This is a genomic window from Nocardia aurea (assembly GCF_003123685.1).
Classification (GTDB): domain Bacteria; phylum Actinomycetota; class Actinomycetes; order Mycobacteriales; family Mycobacteriaceae; genus Nocardia; species Nocardia aurea.
The window spans coordinates 15,851-38,638 of sequence record NZ_QCYJ01000175.1 but is presented as its reverse complement, the minus strand read 5'-3'; the positions used below and the strand labels follow the sequence as shown (position 1 = coordinate 38,638).

Below are 22,788 nucleotides of genomic sequence, written 5' to 3'. Positions count from 1 at the left end.
TTTCTAGAGAAGGTTCGACTTGCGGTAGATCCATCGAGCGCCGCCTGTCAGCAGACCTTCTTTGCTCAAGAATTCGATGAACGGCTCGGCCGCTTTCCGGAACATCATCCGGTGATGCTCGTTGCCGTCGATCTCACGCTTCACGACATCCCAGTCGAATCCCAGGTCTTCGTAGACCCGGCGGTTGATCAGGCCCTTGGCGATGATATGGGTTCCGATCGCGATGATCAGCGAGCTGAACGATCGTCGCAACGCCGACGCGCCCGCGAGGCAATCACGGATATTTCGCCGCGCGAACGGCATATGCCTGGATTCCTCGACGACATGGATATACGAAGTCCGGCGAATCGGGGCGGCGACATCCTCGCTCGCCATCCAGTCGCGCTGCATGACGTCGAACATCTCTTCGCCCGCGAGAATGATTCCGTAGGCCACCTCCGACCAGGCGAAGGTGCGGAACAGCCAGCCGAAAATACCGAACGACCGGTCCCGCCGGTAGAACCGCGCACCGATACTGCTGATGGCGTTGACGAACATCAACGAATGCAGATTCTCGTCCGCGCATTCGTTCAGCAGGAATCTGACGTCGGCCCGGGACGGATCGGCGCTGTGATTGCGCCGCAACAGTGCCACCTGCAGTCCCAATTCGAGCCAGATACCGACGCCCAGATACTGAGCGACCTCACTTCTGGTGAGCTCTGACCGCTCGGCTTCCGACATGGACGCCCAGGTCCGGGTCCCGAACAGCGGCGACCACTCGGGCGACATTCCGTACGAACCCTCGTTATCGAGATCGACCTCGTAGACAGCCGGGTTTCGGGGATCGAAGGACAGTCGGTTCGCCGAGACCAGCAGGTCCTCGAATAGCGAGTTACTGTCTGAAACCGTCATTCCCACTCCTTGTCACCTCGTCGATGAGACGCCGGTCCACGATAAGTCGACACCGGCGGCGCAAGCTACGGATTCTCGCGCCGATGGAAAAGATGAATACGCGTTCCGAAACTGCTGGAGTAATTCACAACGCCTTGTGACGCATCCCGGCAGGCGATTCGGACGACCCCCGGACGAGCCGTGCCGGACGCCCTCCGGGGCGGCGATCACCGCCCCGAACTGCGCGGACGCGCCGAGGCGACCACGACAACCCTACTTCGACTCGCCGGTACGGTGACGCTGCCCGACACGGTAGCTCCGACCGACGACTTCGGCCAGTACCCTGTGCGGGTGGGGTCGACGGACGACGCGCCGGGCACGGCACGACCGCGGATCGCGCTGGCGGCGGTCACCACCGTGCTGTTCGTCACCTTCCTCGACACCACCGTCGTCAGCGTCGCGCTCGGTGATATCCGGCGCGAGCTGGGTGCCGACGTGGTCCTGCTGCAATGGGTGGTCAACGCCTACACGGTGGTCTTCGCCGGTCTGATGCTCGCCGGCGGATCACTCGGTGACCGTTGGGGGCGCAAGCGGGTCATGATCGTCGGACTCGTCGTCTTCTGCGCCGGATCGGTGATCGCGGCACTCGCGGCGAGCACGCCCGCGCTCATCGCCGGTCGAGCCGTCATGGGGGTCGGCGCCGCCGCCTCCGAACCAGGCACCCTCTCGGTGCTGCGGCATATCTTCCCGCGGGAGCGGGCACGCGCGAGGGCGATCGGGGTATGGGCGGCGGTGTCGGGACTGGCGCTGGCGGCCGGACCGGTGGTGGGCGCCGCGCTGGTCGACGCCTACGGCTGGCGCTCGATCTTCTGGTTCAATCTGATCATCGGCGCGGGGGCGCTGGCCGCCGCGGCGTGGTCGGTCCCGGAGAGTCTCGATCCGAATCCGGGCCCCTTCGACCGTGCCGGCCTACTGCTCGGCGCGACATTCCTGGCGGCGGTGATCTACGCCGCGACCGCGGGCGCGGATCGGGGATACACCACGGCCCCGGTGCTGTCGTTGTTCGCATTCGGCGCGATCGCCTTCGCCGGTTTCGTCGCCGTCGAATCGCGGGCTCGCGCTCCCCTGCTAGATTTCCAGTATCTGCGCCCGCCCGCGGTGCGCGGCGCGCTCGTCGTCGCCTTCGCCCTCTATTTCGGCATATTCTCGATCTTCTTCTTCACCGCGCTGTATCTGCAAGTGATGCAGTCCTATTCGGGCGCGCGCACCGCGGTCGTGTTCGCGCCGATGGCCGTCGCGATCGTCGGCGGATCGCTGGCGGCGGGTTCGTGGGTGGCGCGACGCGGCGCGCACGGTCCGATGATCATCGGTTGCGTTGTCGGGGCGTGCGGGATCCTGCTGACCCGACGGGTTCTCGCGGGCCCACTGCACGATCTGCCGCTCGCGGCGGCGATGGCGGTGGCCGGGGCCGGATTCGGTCTCGCCGTCGTGCCGTTGACCTCGTCCGTGCTGTCCGGGGTACCCGCGCGGCATTCGGGGATGGCCGCCGCGGTGACCAACACGATGCGCCAGGTCGGTTCGGCGGTCGGTGTCGCCGTGCTCGGAGCGGTGGTGAATTCGTTCCTCACCTCCGATCTGCGGACGCGGATGAGCGAATTGGGATTGCCCGCCGAGTTGCAGCCCGATGCCATCGATGCCGTCGAACGCGGCCGCATCCCCGAAGGTGTCGACATCACCGCCTACCTCCGGTACGCGTCGAAGGTGTCGGAGGTGCTGGAGACCGGAAAGGTCGCCTTCCACCACGGACTCGATGTGGCACTGCTGATTTCGGCGATCCTGATCCTGGCCGCGGCGGCGTTCACCGCCCTCGACACGGCCGCCTCGCGCCGCGGGCCGTTCAGTTCCCCGTAGCTCGGTCGCGAGCGATCTCGGCGGCCCGCCGGATGCCGTCCTTCCACAGCGGGCCGTGGCCCGGCACGACCAGGTCGGCGTCGATCGCGTCGAAGGCGGCGAGGCCGTCCAGCGCGCCTCCGGTCGAGTGGTTGAAGAAATCCGGAAGTAGTTGTGGTCCTTCGATATTCGAGGTGGGATGCGCGGTGACCAGGGCGTCACCGGTGGCGACGACCCCCGCGCCGGGCAGGTGGAACGCGCTGTGTCCGGAGGTATGGCCCGCGCACGGGATCGGCACCGGCGAGCCGGGCAGATCCAAGACGCCTTCGGTGGGAAACGGCTGGATGTGCGGGGCGCTGTTCTCGCGCAGGCCGCCCGCCGCTGCGATACGCACGGCCCACGCCAGGGTTCGCGGCTTCCAGGCACGGCGGATGACGTCGAGCGGTGTCGCCGACTCGTGGTACTCGCCGCGCGCGTGGCCGACCTCCGCCGGGGCGGTATAGGCGGGGATTCCGTAGCGGTCGTGCAGATGCCTCAGCGCGCCGATGTGGTCGAGATGGGCATGGCTGAGCAGTACCGCGGCGATATCCTCCGGTCGGTGGCCGAGCGCGCGCACCGACCGCTCGATCGCGTCGGCGTCCTTCAACCATCCCGCGTCGATCAAGGTCAGCGCACCGCCCTCGCGCGCGAGCACCATGTTGACGTCGGTGCCTCGGAGGCAGAACACATCGTCGGCCACCTGGTAGTACTGCACGCGAATCCTCCTCCGCCGGAACAATCGCTCCGAATGTAGTCCGGGTCCGTCCACCGCGAATACACCCCGCTCGGCCTGTCGCCCGACCACACGGCCTTCGACCCGATATCGGTATGTATAGTGGGCCACCGCGACCGGCTGGTTCGCCTATATCAAATCTGCTGGTGGGGAACGGGACTCGCGGGTGCCGTACGGCCACGTCCGCCCAGGGGCGACGATGCGCCGGGAGGCCGCTTGCCCGAAAATCCGTGCCGGTCGGTATTTCGCTCGCAGCACTCGGCTCCACCTCCAAGACAGACCGTCGGAGATACAGCGTCGGAGACATGCCGTCGGGGATACGCCGCCGGGGCATGCCGTCGGGGACATGCCGTCGGGGACACACCGTCGGGGACACACCACTGACAGGACCAGGGCTCTTCAATGACGAATTCCACCACGACCACGCCGGATCCGAGCGCGACGCTGTCGCATCGGCAGATCATGACGATACTGTCCGGTCTGCTACTAGGCATCTTCCTTGCCGCGCTCGACCAGAACATCGTGAGCGTGGCCATCGTCCAGATCGCCAACAGTCTGCACGGATTCGACGAGCAGGCGTGGGCGACAACGGCCTACCTGATCACCGCGACGATCACCACACCGCTCTACGGCAAGCTCGCCGACATCTACGGGCGAAAGCCGTTCTATCTCCTGGCGATCGGACTGTTCGTCCTCGGCTCGGTGGCCTGCACCTTCGCGACCTCGATGTACCAACTGGCCGCTTTCCGCGCGTTCCAGGGACTCGGCGCCGGTGGTCTGATGTCGCTGGCGTTCACCATCATCGGCGATATCGTCCCGGCCCGGGAGCGGGTGCGCTACCAGGGCTATTTCATGATCGTGTTCGGCTCGGCCACGGTTCTCGGCCCGGTACTCGGCGGATTCTTCTCGCATTACGCCGAACTCGGCGGGCTGGAGGGCTGGCGGTGGGTGTTCCTGGTCAACGTCCCGGTCGGCGTGATCGCGTTCCTCGTGGTCGCGAAGGTGCTGAATGTTCCGCATCGGCGTCAGCGTCATCGCATCGACTGGTTCGGCGCGCTGACGCTCACGCTGTGCGCGGCGCCGCTGCTGCTCGTGGCCGAGCAGGGCAGGCAATGGGGATGGAATTCCGATCGCGCACTGCTGTGCTACGGCATCGGCGCCGCCGGGCTTGCCCTGTTCGTCTTCGTCGAACTCGTGATGAAGGACGCGGCATTGATCCCGCTGCGGCTGTTCCGCAGCGGGACGTTCAGTGTCGCCACCGTTGGCGGTTTCATCGTCGGTATCGCGATGTTCGGCGCGATCGTGCTGGTGCCCCTGTACTTCCAGGTGGTACGCGGATACGCGCCGACCACCGCGGGTCTGCTGATGCTGCCGCTGGTGTCGGGCATCATGGTCGGCTCGCAGATCGCCGGAACGATCACCAAGCAGTCGGGCCGCTACAAGATGCTGCCGGTCACCGGATCGTTCATGATCGCGCTCGGCGCGGCCCTGCACGCGGGCGTGGACTATCACAGCCCGCTGTGGCAGCCGCTCGCCTGCGGCGCCGTCATCGGTTTCGGGCTCGGCTGCTGCATGCAGACGCTGATCATCGCCGCCCAGAACGCCGTATCACCGTCGGATATGGGCGTTTCCACCGCGACGGCGACCTTCTTCCGCCAGATCGGCGGCACCCTCGGTGTCGCGGTCTTCCTGACGATCCTGTTCAACCTGCTGCCGCACCGGATCCTCGACGCGTTCGGCGGACGTCTCCCCGACGGCTTCGACGCCGCGCAGTTGGCGACCGTGCAGAGCAGCACCAGCGGAATCGCCGCGCTGCCCGAGGAATTGCGGGTGCCGATCCTGACCGGCTTCACCGAATCCATGCAATCGGTCTTCCTGGTCGCCGCGGGCGTGGCGGTGCTGGCGGGCGCGGTGCTGCTGTTCATGAAGGAGATCCCGCTACAGAGCGTCGCGGCAGCGCTGGTCGAGCCGGTGGCCGAAGATGCCACCAAGTCCGTCGAGCGCGGACATACCGACCGGCGGATCCGCGCGGACGGGCCGACGCGCAAGGAGCCCCCGGTCAAGATGATGGCGAAACCGGAACGGGTGGGAGCCGGGGCGACCTGCCGCAACGGCGGGACCGGTTCCCTCGGTACGACCTCGGTCGACCTCATGACCGAGATCCGGGCCTCCGAGCGCTGCTCGATCTCCGGGCGGGTACACCGGGAGGACGGACATCCGGTCGCCGCGGTCGCGCTCACCCTCATCGACCAGTGCGGTCGCCAGTGCGCGCGCACGACCGGCGCGGACGACGGCTCCTACACCGTCCTCGCGCCCGCGCCCGGCGAATACGTCCTGATCGCGGCGACGACGGGCCATCAGCCCGCCGCCGTCGGTGTCACGGTCGGTGGACGCAAACAACGCCTCGACGTCCCCCTGCTCGGATCGGGCGAGGTGTCCGGCGAGGTGCGCTCGGCCCGCAAGGGCACGCCCATCTCGGGAGCGACCATCACCCTCACCGATACCGGTGGCGAGGTGGTCGGGGCCGCCGTCAGCACCGGCGACGGCGAATACCTGTGCCGTGGCGTGGTGCCCGGCACCTACACCCTCGTGGCGATCGCCGACCATATGCGTCCCTGCGCCGCGACGCTCACCGTGCCCGACAGCGGACTGCTCCGCCACGACGTCGACCTCGCGCCGATGGCGGTACTCGCCGGATCGGCCATGGCCGACGACGATCGGGCCGTCGCCGATATCCAGATCACCGTCCTGGACGCCGCGGGCGATATGACCGCGTCGGCCCGCACCGACGAGCACGGCCGTTACGTGGTGCCGGATCTGCCCGAGGGGCAGTACACCGTCGTCGCGCGCGGCTATCCGCCGGTGACCAGCCGGGTCACGGTCGCGGGCGGCGAAGTCGCCCACGATGTACGGCTCGGATATCGGCCGGTATCCGGTCAGCTGTCCCGATAGCCCCGCGCCGCAGGGCTTTCCCCGACCCCGACCACGACCGGAGCGACGAACTGCTCCAGCATCGCGCGCTCGTCGTCGTTGTCACGCCCCGGCGCGGTGAGCAGCGACAGGATCACCCGGGCCGCCCACCTGGCCGAACGGGAACGACGGGAATCGTCGGCGACGGCATCGGCGAGCAGCCCGGCCGCGATCGCCTCGATGACCTCGGAGGTCTGCCCGATCTCGTTGGCGATCCCCGCGTCCCCCGCGGTGAACCACGCGATCAGGGTCGGGTCGTCGCGCACCAACCGGATCGAGGCCGTCATCGCGGTGACGACCCGTTCGCCCGGGTCGGCGATATCGGCGACTTCTCGTGCGACGGCCGCGGCGACGCGGCGCGCCTCGCGATGGACGAAGGCGATCCGCAGGGACTGCCGGTTCGGGAAGTACCGGTACAGGGTCGCGCGGGAACATCCCGCGGCCTTGGCCACCTCGCCCATCCCGGTATTCGCCACGCCGCGCTCGACGAAAAGCCGGGCGGCGGCGTCGAGTATCTGCTCGGCCGCGATATCGGCGCGGGTCGGACGCAGCCAGTCGTTCATGCCACCACCGCGAACGGCACCCGATCCGGCCACCGCACATAACTGCCCGGGGCGTAGCGCACGTTCTCGAAATCGACGCCGAAATCCGGACACCGCGCGAGCAGTTCCTCCAGCGCGACCCGCGCGACCATCCTGGCGGCGGCGGCGCCGAGGCAATGGTGGTTGCCGTGGCTGAAGGTGAGGATGCTCTTGGGTCGGCGCAGCACGTCGAGTTCGCCCGCGGTGGGACCGTATTCACGTTCGTCGTGATTGGCCGACGCGTACAGCAGCAGCGTCCGGCGTCCGGCGGCAAGGGTGGTGCCCGCGATTTCCACGTCCCGGGTGAGGGTGCGCGCCAGACCCTGCACCGGCGAGGTGACGCGCAGGAACTCCTCCACCGCGTCCGGGATCAGCGCGGGATTCTCGATCAGCAGCCGACGCTGGTCCGGGTACCGGGCGAGCAGTTGCACCGCACCGCCCAGATTGCCGGTAGTGGTGTCGTTCCCGCCGGTGATCATGGTGAAGGCGAATCCGAGAATCGAGAGGATGCCTTCGTAGTCACCGTCGGCCCCGAAACCCGACGCGACCAGATGAGAGATGGTGTCGTCGCCCGGTTCGACGCGGCGACGATCGATGAGTCCGCTGAAATACCGCATCAACTCACCGATGGCCTCCTGGGCGCCCATCGGGCTGCCGCCCGCCGACGCGGCCATGATGAGATCGGTCCATTCGTCGAAACGGGCCCGATCCTCTTCCGGCACACCGAGATAGTGCGCGACGACCATACTCGGCAGCGGTTTGAACAGTTCCACGACGATATCGCCGCCACCCGCCGCACGCAGCCGCTCCAGCCGCTCCACGACGAACGCACGCACCTCGGGTTCGACCGACCGGACCTGGCGCGGGGTGAAACCCTTCATCACCTGCCTGCGGAAGGCGGTGTGGTCGGGCGGGTCGGTGAAGACGAACGGTCGCGGTCGCGGGATGCCGATCTCGTCGAGATCGGTGTAGTCCACCGTCAGCCCCTGTGCGGAGGAGAACGTGGTGACGTCGCGGGCGGCCGCGTAGACGTCGGAATACCTCGACAGTACGTAGTAGTCGCCGCTCGAATCGTCCTCCGGGACCACGTGGTGGACCGGATCGTGGTCGCGAAGTGCTCGATACATGGGCCACGGGTCACGCCAACTCTGTCCGGAACGTGGCTCGAAGCGCGGTCGGTGAGACAACTCTGTCGACATGATTCGAGGCTAAGACAGAATGGCAGTATTGTCTAGAACGCGTTCCAGTCGTGCTACGCGGACCTGGCCCCGAAGAAATGAACCCATCCCGGATAGCTTCCGCTGTCGACGTCGTAGATCTGGAAGTCGTAGTCGCGGCACTCGCCGGTCGTCAGATCACGGAATCGCAGGTGCGGGTGCTCGCTGAAATAGGTGACATCGCCGCGCTCCCACAGCTCGCGGAACTCCGGATACACCCCGAGTTCAGCCAGGAATCCGGTGAAATGCTCACCGGCCTGCAATCGACCGATCCGACCGCGCAGGCCCGCCACCGACAGCGCGACGGCGCGTTCCCAGTCGACCACCGCGCGCCGCGCGAGTTCATGGCCGAAGAACCAGTGCAGGATATTGGCCCCCTCGCGCAAACCGGGAAAGAGATCCCCGACGGTCGCGTTCGCGGCGAGCAGATTCCAGCGCGAGTCGAAATACGCCGCCGCGTACGGTTCGTGCAGATCGAGCGCCCGCCGCATATCCGGTGTGATCTCGGCGCACAACTGCGCGACGGTCGGGACCACGGTTTCGACCAGGCCCGCGAGTTCGAACAGATGCCTGCGGTCGTGACGCGGCAATTCCCGCACGCTGTCGAGGTGACGAACCAGGCCGTCCACCACGGTCCGTGTCGGCCGGTCACGTTCGCCGCGCTCGAGATGGGTGAGATAGCTGACGCTCACACCCGCGCCGATCGCGAGCTTCTCCCGCGAGATCGCCCTACCGTGCCGCAACCGGCGCAACAGTTGCCCGAACGTCGGCGGCATCAAGGTGATCCCCGAAACACTCCCGCCCGACCTGTCGACCACTCGCCATCCCCTCCAATACGGTGCGAGTCGAAGACTCGTGACCAGTGATGATGCGGTTACTGAAAGATCCCTCCGCACCCTAGTCCCCGAACTCCTTCCGACATGTGCATTTTCGTAATGCTTTCATACGAAAGCAATGCGGCAGCGGGGCCGTCCGGGATCCGCTCACCGATCCGGGTCGAGTCGAAACTTTTGGATACCCATTGGACATCTTTCAGCAATCGATCAACCGCTTCCGAAAACGCGGAACTCTCCCGAACATTCACAGTTCGTGTCGCCCAGTCCATTACACGAGAGGGTTGCGACCGGCGATCTCGCTATTCCTGTGCAAAGATGTGGCAATCAGACCGCAAGTCCTGCCGCGCTCGAAGCGAGGAATGCCATGCCCGCCACGACCGAATACGACGCCCGCACCGCGTCGACCCGGGGCGAGAAGAGGCCGCCATCGGCGGCCGCCGGAGGCCGGAAGGCTCGTGCCGACCGCACGCGTCCGGCTCGAGTCGAATCGACACGGGGGCAGGCGATTCCGACGTTCGGTGCGGGCGATGGCGGACCGGCCGACCATCGATCCCGCACGACTCCGATCCGCGGTGAATCACGACACGACCAGCGGGAAGGGGTATTTTCTTGACGACAGCGAATCGTAGTGATTCAATTCGACCCGCCATGGGTCAGATGAATCGAGCCGGGAACGACGCGGGGGTGGGAGTGGCCACCGTCTCCGATCCGGATCCCCCCGATACGGAACCACGCGCCCGACTAGGGGCCGAACTCCGGCGTCTGCGCGATCTCGCGGGAATCTCCGGGCGGGATCTCGCGCAGCGGATCGGCATCAGTCAATCCAAACTCTCGCGGATCGAGAAGGGGAACGCGGTTCCCTCCATCCCGCAGGTGCTGGACTGGGCAAGAGAAGCCGACGCGAGCCCCGAAACTCTGCGTGTCCTGCGACTTTTGACCGAAGCGGCGCATTCCGAGGTCGATACCTGGCGTTCCGCACTGGCGACGCGCAGACATCTCCAGGACGAGGTCCGCGAGCGCGAATCCGCCGCCGATGTGGTCTCCACCTTTCAGCCCTCGGTGGTGCCCGGCCTGCTCCAGACCGCCGAATACGCCCGCAGGGTTTTCGCGACCTTCCAATTGCCCTATGCCAAAGATGATCTCGCGGCCGCGCTGGCAGCCCGCCTCGACAGACAACTGGCACTGTACGACTCGGACAGACGATACGAGTTCCTCATCACCGAGGCCGCGCTGCGCCTGCGTCCCGGTCCGCATCGGGTGGTACTCGGTCAGTTGGACCGCATCTCCTCGCTCAGCACACTCGACAATGTCTCGATCGGCGTCATCCCCAACGACATCGAGGCGACGACGACCGTTCCGCACGGTTTCGTCATCTACGACACCGGCGACGACGAGACCCTCGTCTCGCTCGAACTGATCGACGCGAGCAGGCTGGTCCGCGCGCCCGAGGAGATCGAGCTGTATCGCCGATGCTGGGAACTGTTGGGCAGGATGGCGCTCTTCGGCGACGCGGCCAGGGAGTTCCTCGCCGAACTCGCCGTCGAGATCCGCGGGTCTGCGGGCGATTGAGATGTCGAATTCCGCAACGCCGGCGAGGGTGGTGCCGCGGCAACCCCGCTGCGGCACCACCCGGGCGGCATCAGGTGCCGAAATCGAATTCACCGGCACGCACGCCGGCGAGGAAGGCTCGCCACTCCGACGTCGTGAACCACAACATCGGACCGGACGGATCCTTCGAATCGCGCACAGCGATCCGTCCGTCGCCCGACGCGACCTCGACGCACCCTCCGCCGCCATCACTGAAGGTACTCTTTGCGAACTTCGCATTGAAGTCCCCCTCATCGAATGTGTTGTCTCTCATGATGTCTCCTAGATCGCGGAGGACCACTACCTCCGCTCCGATATCCAGGAAAGCCCCCCGGACGGTCGCGCGTACTGAAATCGACAGGTGTGCAATCGGATCCGAATTCGCGATATTTCGGTCCGATTCATGCAGTGAGGGAGAATTCCATGGCGATCGGTAACCGCGCGTTCCTCCGCTCCGTGGTGCAATTCCGATTGCTCGGCACCGTCGAGGCCGAGAAGAACGGTCGGCGTGCCGAACTCGGCACCGCCCGCGAACAGCGCCTACTCACCGCACTGCTGTCGGTGATGGGCCAGCCCGTCTCGCGTGAGGAAGTGATCGACTGGGTGTGGGACGACCCGCCCGCCGACGCCGACGCCGCGCTGGACGAGATCGTCGCCGTCCTACGGGATCTGCTGCGCCCGCTCGGCATCGGCGACGCGCTGATCAGCGGCGACGGGGTGTTCCGCCTGGACGTTCCCGCGGAATGGGTGGACGTGCATCAATTCCGCATCCTGACCGAACGCGCGGCCCAGCTCGACGACGCCGAAGGCCGCGAATTCCTGGCCGCCGCACTCCAATCGGTGCGCGGATTCCCGCTCAGCGATCTGTCCGGCCGCCGGATCGCCGAGTACCGACGCGAACTCGCCGACCAATTGCAGGCCGCGGAAATCCGATTCAACGGAATCCAGATCGGGCAGAGTCGGGCCGCGACGATGCATCGGGTGGAAATCGCACAGGCCCTGTGACGACACCGGTCACAGGGCCTGCCGACGAAACGGACCTACTTCTTGCGTTCCCGCTTTTCGCGCACACGCACCGAAACGCGAACCGGTGAGCCGTCGAAACCGAATTCCTCGCGCAGCCTGCGCTCGATGAATCGACGGTAGCCCGCCTCCAGGAAGCCGGTGGTGAACAGCACGAACGTCGGCGGGCGCGTCGACGCCTGGGTGGCGAAGAGCACCCGGGGCAGTCGACCGCCACGCATCGGCGGCGGCGTCGCCGCGACGACCTCCTTGAGCCAGGTGTTCAGGCGGCCGGTCGAGATCCGCTTGTCCCAGGACTCCAGCGCGGTTTCCATGGCGGGAACCAGCTTCTGGACGGCCCGCCCGGTCTGGGCGGAGATGTTGACCCGCCCCGCCCACGGCACCCGGTTCAGGTCCCGGTCCACTTCCTTCTCCAGCATGAGACGCCGGTCCTCGTCGACCAGATCCCATTTGTTGAAGGCCAGCACCAGCGCGCGACCCGAGTCGGCGACCAGGCTGATCACGCGAAGATCCTGCTCGGTGATCGGCTGGGAGGCGTCGATCAGCATGATCGCGACCTCGGAGGCCTCCAGCGCGGATTTGGTGCGCAGCGACGCGTAGAACTCGGTGCCGCTGGCATTGGACACCTTGCGCCGCAGGCCCGCCGTATCGACGAATTTCCAGATCTTGCCGCCCAGGTCGACGAGACTGTCGACCGGATCGACCGTGGTGCCCGCGACATCGTGCACCACCGAACGTTCGTCGCCCGACAACTTGTTGAGCAGGCTCGACTTACCGACATTCGGCTTGCCGACCAGCGCGACGCGACGCGGTCCGCCACCGCCGCCACCCTCGCGGGGAGTCTCGGGCAGCGCCGCGAGCACATCGTCGAGCAGATCGCCGGTGCCCCGTCCGTGCGCGGCGCTGACCATTCGCGGCTCGCCGAGCCCGAGCGACCACAGCGTCGCCGCCTCGGATTCGACCCGCTGGTCGTCGACCTTGTTGGCCACCAGGATCACCGGGATCTTGGAACGGCGCAGCTTCTTGACCGCGGCCTCGTCGGTCGCGGTCGCGCCGACGGTCGCGTCGACCACGAGCAGGATGGCGTCGGCGGTGTCCATGGCCAGTTCGGCCTGCCGGGCGACATGCTGCTGCAAACCCTTGGCGTCGGGTTCCCAGCCGCCGGTGTCCTGGACCCAGAAACGTCGGCCCGACCAGTTGGCCTCGTAGGAGACCCGGTCGCGGGTGACGCCGGGGATGTCCTCCACGACGGCCTCGCGCCTGCCGAGGATGCGGTTGACCAGCGTGGACTTGCCGACATTCGGCCTGCCGACCACCGCGAGGGTCGGCATGGCGAGTTCTTCGCCCTCCTCCGACTCCTCGTCGAAATCGAGGACTTCCCAGTCGGTCTCGTCACTCCATACGCCGTCTCCGGCGAGTACGTCTTCGTTCATCGGGCGCCTCCCGGCGAGCTCGTGGTGATCTGATGTGCGACAACGCGGTACAACTCGTCGATGACCTCGTCCTTGCTCAGTTCGCTGGTGTCGACGATGACGGCGTCATCGGCCGGGCGCAGCGGGGAGACCTTGCGGGTCGAATCGAGGTTGTCACGACGCTGGACGTCGGCGAGGACCGCGTCGTAGTCGTCGCCGCGGCCTTCGTCGATGTTCTGCTGATTGCGGCGCTGGGCCCTGGCCTCGGCGGAGGCGGTCAGGTAGATCTTGGCGTCCGCGTCGGGCAGCACGACGGTACCGATATCGCGGCCCTCGACCACGATCCGCTGCGCGCTGTAGGTGATCTCCCGCTGCAACGCGACGAGCAGTTCGCGCACCTCGGCCACCGCCGACACCGCCGACACCGCCTTGGTCACCGCGTCGCCGCGGATCTCACCGGAGACGTCCTCGCCGTCGAGTTCGATGATCTCGTGGCCGGGATCGGTGCCGATGGTCAGCGGCAGTTCCTTGACGGAAGCGCCGATCGCCGCGGAGTCGGTGAGGTCGATGCCCGCGCGCAGCACCCGCAGGGTCGCCACCCGGTACATCGCCCCGGTGTCCAGGTAGCGGGCGTCGAGACGGCCCGCGAGCCGACGGGAGACACTCGACTTGCCCGTGCCGGACGGACCGTCCATCGCGACGACCAACGACTCGGTGCCCGAAAGCTTTCCCGCTGCGCCACTCTGCACCGGAACCTCCACACCGTTCACAACGACACCGCCTCGTAGAGTTTGCCAACTTCGTCGCGACCGAGCACTCGCAGCGTGCCCGGCCGTTGATCGCCCAGCAGCACCGGGCCGATATGGGTGCGAACCAGTCTGGTGACCGGATGCCCGACTTCGTCGAGCAGTCTGCGCACGATGTGCTTACGACCTTCGTGCAACACGAGTTTCACCAGGGAGCGTCCCTCGCCGATCTCGAGCACCTGGAAGCGGTCGACCTTGGCCGGACCGTCCTCCAGTTCCACGCCGTCGCGCAGTCGCTTGCTGATGACCTTGTTGTTGACTTCGCCGTTCACCGTGGCCAGGTAGGTCTTGGACACTTCGAACGACGGGTGCATGAGCCGGTGCGCGAGGTCGCCGTCGTTGGTGAGCAGCAGCAGGCCCTCGGTGTCCGCGTCGAGCCGTCCGACGTGGAACAGGCGCTGACCGGCCGCGATCCGCTCAGCGACGATATCGCCGACGCAGGGGCGGCCGAGATCGTCGGACATGGTCGACTGCCAGCCCTTGGGTTTGTTCAGTGCCAGGTGCACCAGTTCCGCGCGCACCATGACGCGCGTTCCGTCGACCCGGACCACCGCGTTCTGCGGGTCGATGCGCAGACCCTGTTCGCGCACGATGAGCCCGTCGACCTCGACGCGGCCCTGGTCGATCAGATCCTCGGCGGCGCGGCGCGAGGCGACGCCCGCCTTGGCGAGCACCTTCTGCAACCGCTCCCCCTCGCCCCACGGCATCTTGGTGTGGGTTTCGGTGCTGTCAGTTTCGACGTGCTGGCGACGCGCCGGTTTGGCATTGCTCAGCAGCGGCGGTCCGCTGACCTGACGCTGCGGTTTCGGATTCTTGGCCTTGCGACCGGCGGGAGCCTGCGCCTGCGCGGGACGCCGCGCGCCACGCGGCGCGGAACCGGATTGCGGGGTCGCGGAAGGCCCGCGGCCACCGGAACCGCCCGAAGCGGTGCCGCCCTGCCCGTACGCGCCACGCTGGGGCGCGTCACCGTAGCCGCCACGACCGGTGCCACGCTGGGCGGAATCGCCCTGCGAGTACCCGCCGCGACCGCCGCGCTGGGCGGAATCGCCTTGCGAGTAGCCGCCGCGACCGCCGCGCTGGGCGGAATCACCCTGCCCGTAGCCGCCGCGACCGGTACCACGCTGGGCCGAATCACCCTGCCCGTAGCCGCCGCGACCCGTACCGCGCTGGGCCGAATCACCCTGTCCGTATCCACCGCGACCGGCGCCGCGCTGAGGTGAATCGCTCTGGGAACCGCCGCGCCTGCCGTTGCCGCGCTGGTCGTTGTCCCAGGCTCCGCGCTCGGCGGCGGCGCCGCGCTGTGCGGCGCGAGCGCCGCGCGAACCGGTGTTGCGATTCGCGCCACCCGATGCGGGTTGGTCACTACGTTTTCTTCGATCCGGTGTGCCATCTCGGCGAGCGGAAGTATTCATCTGTCCTGTCAATTCTCGGTGCCGAGATCCAAGTCGGATTCGGCGGGTTTTCTCAGCCTGGTGTAACGGGGATCCGTCTCCAGGCTCTCGTTGATCTCATCGATCAGGTCGACGCCCGGAAGCAGGGGCGCCAGCGCGGGCAGGTCGGACAACGACGCGAGTCCGATTCGTTCGAGGAACAGTTCGGTCGTGCTGTACTGCGTGCCGTTGGTCTCCGGGTCGACCCCGGCCTCGGCGATCAATCCACGTGCGAGCAAGGTGCGCATGACACCGTCGACATTCACACCGCGAACCGCGCTGACCCTGGTCCTGGTCACCGGTTGGCGGTAGGCGACCACCGCCAGGGTTTCCAGCGCCGCCCGGGTCAATTTGGTCCGGGCGCCGTCGAGCAGCACCCGTTCCACATATGGCGCGTACTCGCTGCGAGTATAGAAGCGCCACCCGTCTCCCACGAAACGCAGGTCGATGCCGCTGCCCCTGGCGGAGAACCCGGCCGACATCTCGCGCAGTGCCGCCTCGACCCGCTCGGTGGTGTCGTCCAGGGCCGCCGCCAGCTGCTCTACCGGGGCGGGAGCGTCGATGACGAGCAACATCGCCTCGAGCGCGGACCGGAATTCGGTCTCGTCGAGAGTCGCGGGGGTGAACTCCGCCACGGACGCGTCGGGAACGGGCCCGGCGGGCGTGATCGTGTCCGAGATCTCGGGGGTCGCGCCCTCCGAGAGGTCCACGGCGTCGAATGCGGCGACCTCGGCGGAGTCCGTCGCGTGCGCGCTGGGCTGGTTCACCCGTAGTCCTCCTCGATCGTGATGGTCTCGGTCTCCTCGGCGTCGGGGTCGATCTCACCGATCCAGCTCACCGCGAGCGGACCGAGCGGATCGGGCTGCTCGAATTCGATCGTCTTACCCCGGTACAGCTCGAGCAGTGCCAGGAAGCGGGCCACGATCTGCACCGCCACCTCGCAGTCGGCGACCAGTTCCGCGAAGGTCGTCCAACCGCCCTTCCCGCGTTCCTTGAGCCGTTCCAACACCCACGCGGCCTCTTCGGCCACCGAGATCGCGTGCGCGTGCAGGTGGTCGAGTCCGACCCGCGGGATGGGTCTGGGCCGGAAGGCCACGGCGGCGATCTGAGCGAAAGCCGCGGCGTCCACCCCCAGGGTAACCTCGGGCATCAGCCCGGCGAAGCGCTCCTCCAGTCCGACCGAGCGCGGATAGCGGCGCAGCGCCACCGCCTCCAGTTCCGCGAACAGTTCCGCGACCTGCTTGAACGCGCGATATTGCAGCAGGCGCGCGAACAGCAGATCGCGGGCCTCCAGCAATTCCAGATCCTCGGAATCGGTCATCTCGCCCGAGGGCAGCAACCGCGCCGCTTTCAGATCGAGCAGGGTCGCGGCGACGACGAGGAATTCGGTGGTCTGGTCCAGGATCTTGTCCGCGCGCAGGCCCGATTCCCCCGCGCTCGCCGCGGTCAAAGCCTTCGTGTACGCGATGAATTCATCGGTGACCTGGGCCAACGCGACTTCGGTCACATCCAGCCTGCGCGAGCTGATCAGGGTGAGCAGCAGGTCGAACGGGCCCTGGAAGTTGCTCAGCGACAGGTGGAACCCCGGGGCGCGCTCGGGTTCCGCCGGCGCGACGCCGTCCGCGGTGCCGGACACCGTGCCGTCATCGGGTTCGTGCGGGTGCTCGGTGGTCGTCTGCGGCGCCGGGTTTCTCGCGTCGCTCACCGTCCGGACCGGTGGATGACTTCCCGCGCCATCGCCCGATACGCCTCGGCTCCACCGGATTTCGGGGCCCACGTGGTGATGGGCTCGCCCGCGACACTGGCATCGGGGAAACGGACCGTGCGCGAGATGGCGGTGTCGTACACCAGCTCACCGAAAACCTCGACGACGCGCGCCATCACCTGACGCGAATGTAGTAGACGGGCGTCGAACATCGTCACCACGATGCCGTACAGGCTCAGTCGCGGATTCAGGCGATCGCGCACCTTCTCCACGGTGTCGTTGAGCAGCGCGAGACCGCGCAACGAGAAGTACTCGCATTCCATCGGAATGATGACGCCGTCCGAACAGGCCAGCGCGTTCACCGTGAGCAGACCGAGCGAGGGCTGGCAGTCGATGAGGATGTAGTCGTAGCGATCGCGCACGGGTTCGAGCGCGCGGCCGAGCGTCTGTTCCCTGCCGACTTCGTTGACCAGCTGGATCTCCGCGGCGGACAGATCGATATTGCTCGGCAGCAGATCCATGTTCTCGACCCTGGTCTGCATCAGTACGTCGTCGATGGAGGTGCGCGAGCCGATCAGCAGGTTGTGCACGGTCTGGTCGAGGTCGTGGTGGGCGACGCCGAGCCCGGCCGAGAGCGCGCCCTGCGGGTCGAGATCCACCAGCAGCACGCGGCGCCCGTATTCGGCCAGCGCGGCACCGAGATTGATGGTCGAGGTCGTCTTGCCGACGCCGCCCTTCTGGTTGCACATGGCGACGATCAGCGCGTCGCCGTGCCTGCCCAGCGGCGGCGGGTGCGGGACCAGGCGCAACGGACGGCCCGTCGGGCCGAGTTCCGCGCTCTCCGCGGGAACCGGCTGGGCTCCTTTGCCCCACAGCGTTTCCGCCGCGGCGTCCGAGTACGGTTCCGAACGGGGGCCTGTAAGCGGTTGCGCCCCAGCACCCATCTGCGGCTCCTGCGCCGCACCGGCTGTCGTCACGATCCGCTGCTCCTTATGCTTCTGCCCGTTGCCTCGCCGAGCGTAGCGAGACCGATCAGGCCCGACCTCGCTTTCGTACGGTCCAGCTCTCGATAGACGCTACCGCTTGACAACACGAGACCCACGTTCGGACACGCGACACCGTGTTCGGAGCACACGCCGAGCTCGATCGACTCCGATGTGGGCAGTCCCTCCATGCTGTCTCATTCCGCTCCGTCGCGCGACGCGACGTCGTGCGATGAGATACGGCCTGCGGATACCTTCGATCCGGACGATACCCCGTGTGCGATCGGTGAGGAACCGCGCGCGCATATCGGCACCGCACCGACCCCGGTGGCATCGCGCCGTTTTCATCGCGCCCGAGGGTGCGCGGTCGCCCACACCTCGCGCAGGGTGTTGACGGTGACGAGGGTGTAGATCTGGGTCGTCGTCACCGACGCGTGGCCGAGCAACTCCTGCACGACCCTGACATCGGCACCGCCATCCAGCAAATGCGTGGCGAACGAATGACGCAGTGTGTGCGGCGAAACGGCCGAGCCGATACCCGCGCGTTCGGCGGCGATCCGCAACACCTGCCAGGCGCTCTGGCGAGACAGCCTGCCACCGCGCGCGTTCAGGAACAGCGCGCCCCCGCTACCTTTCGCGCCGCTCCTACCGCCCGCCGCCAGCATCGGACGACCGCGGATCAGGTAGGCATCGACCGCGGCGATGGCCGGACGACCGATGGGCACCATCCGTTGTTTGCCGCCCTTGCCGTGCAGGGTGACCGTGCGTTCGCCGGTGTCGAGATCGTCCACGTCGAGTCCGACCATCTCCGAAATCCGCGCCCCCGTGGAATACAGCAGTTCCAGCAGCGCGCGATCACGCAGACCGCGCGGGCCGCCGTCGACGCCCGACGCCGTATCGGGCGAATCCGCCGCGCCGCCGCCCGCCGCCTCCAGCAAGCGCGATACCTGGTCGTAGGGCAGCGCTTTCGGCAGTCGGCGACCGGGGGCGGGAGGTTTCACCCCGTGCGCGACATCGGTGGCGCTCATCCCCTCGGCGGCCGCGAAACGGTGCAGCCCGCGTACCGCGATCAACGCCCGCGCCACCGAACTCGCGGCGAGCGGCGGATGCCCGGTCCCGCCCGCCCGCAGCGCGACGGTGAATTCGGCGACATCGGATTCGGCCGCGCGGTCGAGTTCGGTGATGCCGCGCCGCGTCAGGAATTCCCGGTAGCGGTCGAGATCGCGGCGGTACGCGCCGAGCGTATTGCGCGCGGCGCCGCGCTCGACCGCGAGATGGTCGAGGTAGGCGGCGATTTCACGCGCGAGTACCCCGTCGGACATCTCAGTCTCCGGATCGTGCGCGCGCCTGGCGGCGCAGGAAACCCGTCGGCTGCCCCGGCCACGGCGCGTCGGCCGGGCGCAGCGCGATGTCGTCGGCGCGTGCCGCCGCGAGGGCGAGCACACCGGCCACCGCCGTCGCGTTGACGATCTCGCCCGCGAGCGCGGCGCGCACCGCGGCGCCGACCGGCATGCGGATCACGCGCAGATCCGCTTCCTCGTTCTCCGGCTCCGGCCGGTCGACCTCGCGCAGATCGCGTGCGACGTAGATGCGCAGCGCCTCGTCGGTGAATCCCGGCGACAGCGCCACGTCGACCAGTACCGACCACTCCGCCGCGGCCAGTCCGGTCTCCTCGGCGAGTTCACGCCGCGCGGCCTCGAGGGGATCCTCGCCCTGCACGTCGAGCAGTCCGGCGGGCAGTTCGAGCAGCCTGGCGCCGATCGGATGCCGGTACTGGTCGATGAGCACCAGTTCGTCGTTCTCGTCGATCGCCGCGACCGCCACCGCCGCGTGATGTTCGATGACCTCGCGTTCGACCACCTTGCCGCCCGGCATCGCGACCTGGTCCAGCCGCAGCGCCAGAATCGCTCCGCTGTAGACGGTCCGGCTCGACACTGTGTCGAAATCGTGGCTGCCCGCCGCTGTTTCGTTCTTCGTCACGACCGTGCCTCACTCCCACTCGGCGTCACCGCCCGCGCTCACACCCACTCGCTCCCGTCCGGACCTCCCGGACGCGAGAGCGCGGTACCCGTCGCCCGGATCGCCGATCACGTCCGAGCCGACATCCCCCGCACCCGAGCACGCTATACCCACGATCGACCCGCCGCATACGGACACGGCACGCGCCGCGCCCGTGCGCGTCGCGTGCCGTGCGTCGAGGGGGTTCGCGTCGCGGCGACCCCGCGTATCAGGAGCTCTGGTCGGCCGCGGCCAGTTCCTCGTCCGAGATGTCCACCGGAAGTCGTTCGGCCAGTTTGTATTTCAACGCCGCGGACACCAGTGCGGCGAACAACGGGTGCGGGCGGGTCGGACGGCTCTTGAGTTCCGGATGCGCCTGGGTGGCGACGAAGAACGGATGCACGTCCGCCGGGTACTCGACGAATTCGACCAGGTGCCCGTCCGGCGAGGTGCCGCTGAACCGCAGGCCGCTCGCGGCGATCTTGTCGCGGTAGGCGTTGTTCACCTCGTAGCGGTGCCGATGACGTTCCGAGACGCTGTCCGAGCCGTAGGCCTTCGCCACGACCGATCCCTTGACCAGCGCCGCCGGGTACGCGCCCAAACGCATGGTGCCGCCGAGATCGGCCTCACCGGCGACGATCTGTTCCTGGTCGGCCATGGTCGAGATCACCGGATGCGGGGTGTCGGGTTCGAATTCCGCCGAGTTGGCCTCGACCAGTCCGACCGAACGCGCCGCCTCGATCACCACGCACTGCAAGCCCAGGCACAGCCCGAGCAGCGGGATACCGCGCAGGCGGGCGAAACGGATGGCGCCGACCTTGCCCTCGATGCCGCGGATGCCGAAACCGCCGGGGATCAGCACCGCGTCCACGTCGCGCAGAGCGGCGATCGCGCCCGCCTCGGTCTCGCATTCGTCGGAGGGCACCCAGCGGATCTGCACCTTGGCGCGCGAGGCGAATCCGCCCGCGCGCAGCGCCTCGGTCACCGACAGGTACGCGTCGGGCAGGTCGACGTACTTGCCGACCAGCGCCACCTCGACGGTCTCGCGCGGAGAGTGCACCCGGTCGAGCAGATCACCCCACACGGTCCAGTCGACATCCCGGAACGGCAGGCCCAGCCTGCGCACCACGTACGCGTCGAGACCTTCCCGATGCAGCACCTTGGGGATGTCGTAGATGGACGGCGCGTCCGGGGTGGAGATGCAGGCGTCCACCTCGACGTCGCACATGAGCGCGATCTTGCTCTTGAGCGCCTGGGGCACCTCCCGATCGCAGCGCAGGATCAGCGCGTCGGGCTGGATACCGATATTGCGCAGCGCCGCCACCGAATGCTGGGTCGGCTTGGTCTTCAGCTCGCCCGACGGCGCCAGGTAGGGCACCAGCGAGACGTGCAGGAAGAAGACGTTGTCGCGACCGACATCGTGGCGGATCTGACGAGCCGCCTCGAGGAAGGGCTGCGATTCGATATCGCCGACGGTGCCGCCGATCTCGGTGATCACCACGTCGGGCACCTGGCCCTGGAGATCGGGGCCCTGCATCGCGAGGATGCGGTCCTTGATCTCGTCGGTGATGTGCGGGATCACCTGCACCGTGTCGCCGAGGTACTCCCCGCGCCGTTCCTTGGCGATCACCGTCGAATAGATTTGCCCCGTGGTGACATTCGCGTCCTTGGACAGGTCGCGATCGAGGAATCTCTCGTAGTGTCCGACGTCGAGATCGGTCTCGGCGCCGTCCTCCGTCACGAACACCTCTCCGTGTTGGAACGGATTCATGGTGCCCGGATCGACGTTCAGATACGGGTCGAGTTTCTGCATGGTGACGCGCAGCCCGCGCGCTGTCAGCAGCTGACCGAGGCTGGAAGCCGTCAGGCCTTTGCCCAATGAGGAGGCGACTCCACCACTGACGAAGATATGTTTCGTGGCAGTTCGCGCCTGAATCCGTGTTTGACCCACGGGTCTTCACGGTAACACGGATGCGCCCGGTCGCTCGACCGCCACGCCCGTTTGCCCGAAAGTCGCTGCCATCCCGTTTTCCGCCACGGTTCCGGTTTCAGCCGCCGGAATGGCCGATGACACCGCGCACGACCTCTTCCAGGGCGTCGGCGGTCCGATCCATCGCCGCGGTGTCGCGCTGCGCGCGACAGATCGCGACGCAACCCTCCAGCGCGGCCACGATCAGGGTGGCGGTCCGGGTGGCGACGGCGTCGGCCGCGCCGTGGGCACGCAGCGAATCGGCCAGCAATCCGGTCCACTGATCGAACGCAGCGGCAGCGGCCAGCCGCGGATCGTCGGTATCGGGCAGATCCTCCACCGAGACGGCCAGCACCGGGCAACCCGCGCGAAAATCGCTGTCGAGCACGACCTTTCTCCACATGTCGACGAATTCACGCAGCGCGACGACCGGCCCGGCAGACAGATCCTTCGCCAGTTTCCGCGCGACGAGACCGTCCACGAGGCGGACCGCTTCGGTGGCGAGCTGGGATTTGCCGCCGGGAAAGTAGTGGTAGGTCGACCCGAGTGGCGCACCCGAGTGTTTGGCCAGTTCGCGGACGCTGGTCGCGTTCAGACCGCGTCGGCGCAGCATGTCGGCCGCCGCGACCACCATCCGGTCCCGCGCCCGCGACTCGACCATCCGCATCTCCTTGCCTAGAACGACTGTCATAGCGTAGCGTCCTCGGAATATAACAGTCGTTATAACCAGGGAGTTCCC

At 67.5% G+C, this 22,788-nt stretch carries 20 protein-coding genes; 4 read left to right on the top strand and 16 right to left on the bottom strand.

Annotated elements, in window-relative coordinates; translation table 11 throughout:
• Positions 1 to 3: 3 nt before the first annotated feature.
• Positions 4 to 891 carry an AurF N-oxygenase family protein gene (locus tag DAT37_RS42750; protein WP_109530685.1) on the bottom strand — a complete coding sequence of 296 codons (888 nt, stop codon included), beginning with the start codon at positions 889 to 891 and terminating at the stop codon, positions 4 to 6.
• A gap of 180 nt (positions 892 to 1,071) precedes the next feature.
• On the opposite strand from DAT37_RS42750, the gene DAT37_RS42745 reads away from it, so the two are divergent.
• Positions 1,072 to 2,781 carry an MFS transporter gene (locus DAT37_RS42745; RefSeq protein WP_232840342.1) on the top strand — a complete coding sequence of 570 codons (1,710 nt, stop codon included), beginning with the start codon at positions 1,072 to 1,074 and terminating at the stop codon, positions 2,779 to 2,781.
• Here DAT37_RS42745 and DAT37_RS42740 read toward each other — a convergent pair.
• Positions 2,768 to 3,514, bottom strand: a complete 747-nt coding sequence (locus tag DAT37_RS42740; protein ID WP_109530815.1) for an MBL fold metallo-hydrolase — start codon at positions 3,512 to 3,514, stop codon at positions 2,768 to 2,770. The genes DAT37_RS42745 and DAT37_RS42740 overlap by 14 nt on opposite strands.
• 420 nt (positions 3,515 to 3,934) lie before the next feature.
• Between DAT37_RS42740 and DAT37_RS42735 the strand changes: the two genes are divergently transcribed.
• A complete protein-coding gene (locus DAT37_RS42735; protein ID WP_109530684.1) occupies positions 3,935 to 6,484 on the top strand; it encodes an MFS transporter in 2,550 nt (849 codons plus the stop codon).
• On the opposite strand, the gene DAT37_RS42730 is transcribed toward DAT37_RS42735, so the two are convergent.
• The 3 genes from DAT37_RS42730 to DAT37_RS42720 are packed head-to-tail and all read right to left on the bottom strand — an operon-like array spanning position 6,469 to position 9,076.
• Entirely contained in the window at positions 6,469 to 7,065 is a 597-nt protein-coding gene (locus DAT37_RS42730; RefSeq protein ID WP_109530814.1) for a TetR/AcrR family transcriptional regulator, read from the bottom strand. The genes DAT37_RS42735 and DAT37_RS42730 overlap by 16 nt on opposite strands.
• Positions 7,062 to 8,282, bottom strand: coding sequence for a cytochrome P450 (locus tag DAT37_RS42725; RefSeq protein WP_109530683.1), 1,221 nt, complete (start codon positions 8,280 to 8,282; stop codon positions 7,062 to 7,064). The genes DAT37_RS42730 and DAT37_RS42725 overlap by 4 nt, the downstream gene beginning before the upstream one ends.
• A gap of 53 nt (positions 8,283 to 8,335) precedes the next feature.
• Entirely contained in the window at positions 8,336 to 9,076 is a 741-nt protein-coding gene (locus tag DAT37_RS42720; RefSeq protein WP_198654726.1) for a helix-turn-helix transcriptional regulator, read from the bottom strand.
• A gap of 717 nt (positions 9,077 to 9,793) precedes the next feature.
• Between DAT37_RS42720 and DAT37_RS42715 the strand changes: the two genes are divergently transcribed.
• A complete protein-coding gene (locus DAT37_RS42715) occupies positions 9,794 to 10,705 on the top strand; it encodes a helix-turn-helix domain-containing protein (RefSeq protein WP_109530682.1) in 912 nt (303 codons plus the stop codon).
• Between the two features lie 70 nt (positions 10,706 to 10,775).
• Here the strand turns inward: DAT37_RS42715 and DAT37_RS42710 are convergent, their stop codons facing one another.
• Positions 10,776 to 11,024, bottom strand: a complete 249-nt coding sequence (locus DAT37_RS42710) for a DUF397 domain-containing protein (RefSeq protein ID WP_332873399.1) — start codon at positions 11,022 to 11,024, stop codon at positions 10,776 to 10,778.
• A gap of 122 nt (positions 11,025 to 11,146) precedes the next feature.
• Here DAT37_RS42710 and DAT37_RS42705 point away from each other — a divergent pair, with 122 nt between their 5' ends.
• A complete protein-coding gene (locus tag DAT37_RS42705; RefSeq protein ID WP_157978997.1) occupies positions 11,147 to 11,728 on the top strand; it encodes an AfsR/SARP family transcriptional regulator in 582 nt (193 codons plus the stop codon).
• A 35-nt stretch (positions 11,729 to 11,763) separates the two neighbouring features.
• Here DAT37_RS42705 and der read toward each other — a convergent pair whose 3' ends face one another.
• The 10 genes from der to DAT37_RS42650 form a co-directional block, all read right to left on the bottom strand.
• Complete coding sequence (gene der / locus DAT37_RS42700) at positions 11,764 to 13,179, bottom strand: ribosome biogenesis GTPase Der (protein ID WP_109530680.1); 1,416 nt, start codon at positions 13,177 to 13,179, stop codon at positions 11,764 to 11,766.
• On the bottom strand, positions 13,176 to 13,853 hold the full coding sequence (cmk, locus tag DAT37_RS42695) for a (d)CMP kinase (RefSeq protein ID WP_109530811.1): 678 nt from the start codon (positions 13,851 to 13,853) through the stop codon (positions 13,176 to 13,178). The genes der and cmk overlap by 4 nt, the downstream gene beginning before the upstream one ends.
• A gap of 71 nt (positions 13,854 to 13,924) precedes the next feature.
• Positions 13,925 to 15,376 (bottom strand): pseudouridine synthase, encoded by a 1,452-nt coding sequence (locus tag DAT37_RS45185; RefSeq protein ID WP_198654725.1) that lies wholly within the window; start codon positions 15,374 to 15,376, stop codon positions 13,925 to 13,927.
• 8 nt (positions 15,377 to 15,384) lie between these two features.
• Positions 15,385 to 16,029: an SMC-Scp complex subunit ScpB gene (gene scpB, locus DAT37_RS42680; RefSeq protein ID WP_232840355.1), complete on the bottom strand. Its 645-nt coding sequence runs from the start codon at positions 16,027 to 16,029 to the stop codon at positions 15,385 to 15,387.
• Positions 16,030 to 16,157: 128 nt separating this feature from the next.
• Positions 16,158 to 17,099, bottom strand: coding sequence for a segregation and condensation protein A (locus DAT37_RS42675; protein ID WP_109530679.1), 942 nt, complete (start codon positions 17,097 to 17,099; stop codon positions 16,158 to 16,160).
• Positions 17,096 to 18,076, bottom strand: coding sequence for a ParA family protein (locus DAT37_RS42670; RefSeq protein ID WP_232840341.1), 981 nt, complete (start codon positions 18,074 to 18,076; stop codon positions 17,096 to 17,098). Before DAT37_RS42670 ends, DAT37_RS42675 begins: the two co-directional genes overlap by 4 nt.
• Before the next feature lie 350 nt (positions 18,077 to 18,426).
• A complete protein-coding gene (locus DAT37_RS42665) occupies positions 18,427 to 19,404 on the bottom strand; it encodes a site-specific tyrosine recombinase XerD (protein WP_109530677.1) in 978 nt (325 codons plus the stop codon).
• 1 nt (position 19,405) lies between these two features.
• Positions 19,406 to 20,062: an NUDIX domain-containing protein gene (locus tag DAT37_RS42660; RefSeq protein ID WP_109530676.1), complete on the bottom strand. Its 657-nt coding sequence runs from the start codon at positions 20,060 to 20,062 to the stop codon at positions 19,406 to 19,408.
• Between the two features lie 247 nt (positions 20,063 to 20,309).
• Positions 20,310 to 22,031: a CTP synthase gene (locus tag DAT37_RS42655; protein WP_109530675.1), complete on the bottom strand. Its 1,722-nt coding sequence runs from the start codon at positions 22,029 to 22,031 to the stop codon at positions 20,310 to 20,312.
• 97 nt (positions 22,032 to 22,128) lie between these two features.
• Positions 22,129 to 22,740: a TetR/AcrR family transcriptional regulator gene (locus DAT37_RS42650; protein ID WP_232840340.1), complete on the bottom strand. Its 612-nt coding sequence runs from the start codon at positions 22,738 to 22,740 to the stop codon at positions 22,129 to 22,131.
• Positions 22,741 to 22,788: the final 48 nt, after the last annotated feature.

What these genes read in the sequence shown, in the direction of transcription:
- DAT37_RS42735 (WP_109530684.1), top strand. Translation starts at nt 3,935, where the DNA reads ATGACGAATTCCACCACGACCACGCCGGATCCGAGCGCGACGCTGTCG.
- DAT37_RS42750 (WP_109530685.1), bottom strand. Translation starts at nt 891, where the DNA reads ATGACGGTTTCAGACAGTAACTCGCTATTCGAGGACCTGCTGGTCTCG.
- der (WP_109530680.1), bottom strand. Translation starts at nt 13,179, where the DNA reads ATGAACGAAGACGTACTCGCCGGAGACGGCGTATGGAGTGACGAGACC.
- DAT37_RS42725 (WP_109530683.1), bottom strand. Translation starts at nt 8,282, where the DNA reads ATGTCGACAGAGTTGTCTCACCGACCGCGCTTCGAGCCACGTTCCGGA.
- cmk (WP_109530811.1), bottom strand. Translation starts at nt 13,853, where the DNA reads ATGGACGGTCCGTCCGGCACGGGCAAGTCGAGTGTCTCCCGTCGGCTC.
- DAT37_RS45185 (WP_198654725.1), bottom strand. Translation starts at nt 15,376, where the DNA reads ATGAATACTTCCGCTCGCCGAGATGGCACACCGGATCGAAGAAAACGT.
- DAT37_RS42730 (WP_109530814.1), bottom strand. Translation starts at nt 7,065, where the DNA reads ATGAACGACTGGCTGCGTCCGACCCGCGCCGATATCGCGGCCGAGCAG.
- DAT37_RS42715 (WP_109530682.1), top strand. Translation starts at nt 9,794, where the DNA reads ATGAATCGAGCCGGGAACGACGCGGGGGTGGGAGTGGCCACCGTCTCC.
- DAT37_RS42665 (WP_109530677.1), bottom strand. Translation starts at nt 19,404, where the DNA reads ATGTCCGACGGGGTACTCGCGCGTGAAATCGCCGCCTACCTCGACCAT.
- DAT37_RS42720 (WP_198654726.1), bottom strand. Translation starts at nt 9,076, where the DNA reads ATGCCGCCGACGTTCGGGCAACTGTTGCGCCGGTTGCGGCACGGTAGG.
- DAT37_RS42705 (WP_157978997.1), top strand. Translation starts at nt 11,147, where the DNA reads ATGGCGATCGGTAACCGCGCGTTCCTCCGCTCCGTGGTGCAATTCCGA.
- DAT37_RS42650 (WP_232840340.1), bottom strand. Translation starts at nt 22,740, where the DNA reads ATGACAGTCGTTCTAGGCAAGGAGATGCGGATGGTCGAGTCGCGGGCG.